Source organism: Acinetobacter lwoffii (assembly GCF_024129855.1).
In the GTDB taxonomy this organism is placed as follows: domain Bacteria; phylum Pseudomonadota; class Gammaproteobacteria; order Pseudomonadales; family Moraxellaceae; genus Acinetobacter; species Acinetobacter lwoffii_L.
The window spans coordinates 1-209 of the sequence record NZ_JAMXXC010000098.1; the positions used below are offsets into that span (position 1 = coordinate 1).

General features: G+C 48.3%; 1 tRNA gene. It reads left to right on the top strand.

Annotation, left to right across the window (positions count from 1 at the left end):
- The first annotated feature begins 14 nt into the window (after nucleotides 1-14).
- Nucleotides 15-91 (top strand) — tRNA-Ile (locus NI465_RS16675).
- Nucleotides 92-209 lie beyond the last annotated feature (118 nt).

A 209-nucleotide genomic window follows, 5' to 3' on the forward strand; every position in this document is an offset into this window, starting at 1 on the left:
TACGATGTATCTGAGGGTCTGTAGCTCAGTTGGTTAGAGCACACGCTTGATAAGCGTGGGGTCACAAGTTCAAGTCTTGTCAGACCCACCACTACTGACGAAGTACGGAAAATCAGAAACATTGACTTATTGATAAGCTGGGGACTTAGCTTAGTTGGTAGAGCGCCTGCTTTGCACGCAGGAGGTCAGGAGTTCGACTCTCCTAGTCT